The 1,099-nt window shown below is 77.3% G+C and carries 1 protein-coding gene; it reads right to left on the reverse strand.

Features of this window, described 5'->3' with window-relative positions; genetic code table 11:
- Positions 1–90: 90 nt before the first annotated feature.
- Positions 91–1,020, reverse strand: coding sequence for a hypothetical protein (locus ACFWA9_RS32115; protein ID WP_380391845.1), 930 nt, complete (start codon positions 1,018–1,020; stop codon positions 91–93).
- Positions 1,021–1,099: the final 79 nt, after the last annotated feature.

The raw sequence follows: 1,099 nt of genomic DNA on the forward strand, positions 1-1,099 counted from the left end.
GGGGGGGGCGGGGGGGCGCGCGGGGGGGGGGGGCCCCCGCCCGCCCGGGGTCCCCCCCCGGCCCCCCGGGCCCGCCCGGCCGCGGACGGGCTACGGGATGATCGGCTCGCAGCCGACCGCCTTGCCGCCGGCGACGAGGAACTGCCGCCAGAGGTCGGCGGTGTCGGGGAAGAGCCCGCTGCCGGCCACCCCGGGGCTGTACTTCCGGTCCAGGTGGAAGTAGGTGGACTTGCCCTGGCACGTGGCGACCACGTTCTCGCCCGAGGACCCGATCCACCGGGCGCGCCCGTAGGCCTCCGTACGCGCGTCCTGCGGGTCCAGCGCGCTGACCCGGGGGTCGGTGGTGATCGTGAAGGAGGCCTGAGTGTTCAGGCCGCTCGGGGAGGAGATCGCACAGGACCAGACCGGGGCGAAGCCGGCGGTCACCGTCTGCCGGTACCTCTCGCCGGCCTGTGGGTCCCGGGCCGGCGCCATGCCGGGCAGGCCGCAGACGTTGCCGAGGTCGGCCGGTTGCGGGGTCGCCGCGGCGGACAGGCCGGACGGGGCGGGGAGCCCGCCACCGCACCCCTTGCTCTCGGCGGCGGTGTTGGCGAACGCCACGGCCAGCGCCGCCATCCCAGCGGCGCGGCCGCCGACCGTGTGGTCCGACCCGAGCAGTCGGACCTCGGCCCGCATGGCCTGGGGACAGCCGTCCGGGAGCAGCGCCCAGGCGCGGGAATCCAGCACGGCGCCGGTGGAGCCACCGGCGAACAGCCGGGCGTCCGGTGCTGTCGGCGGCGTGACCTCGTCCTGGGGGAGCGCGAGGGCGAGCACCGCGGACCGGCCGGTCGGGCCGAACAGCCCGTACGAGACCGTCACCCGGCAGGCAGCGGTCCGGTCGTAGGCGCCGGGCGACCAGCCGTCGCTCTTCTCCTCGCTGATCCGCCCGGGCCCCAACGCGGTGTGCACCTCGTCCGCCGTCGCGGCGCCACCGCAGACCGTGTCCGGCCCCAGTACGTTCGTCAGTTTGTACAGCAGCACCCCCGAGGCGGGGGGCGGGGTAGGCCCGCACAAAGCCCCCGCCCCCCCGCGGCGCCGCCCGGGGGGTGATAAGCCGCCC

Origin of the sequence: Kitasatospora sp. NPDC059973, assembly GCF_042737525.1 — a bacterium.
In the GTDB taxonomy this organism is placed as follows: Bacteria; Actinomycetota; Actinomycetes; order Streptomycetales; family Streptomycetaceae; genus Kitasatospora.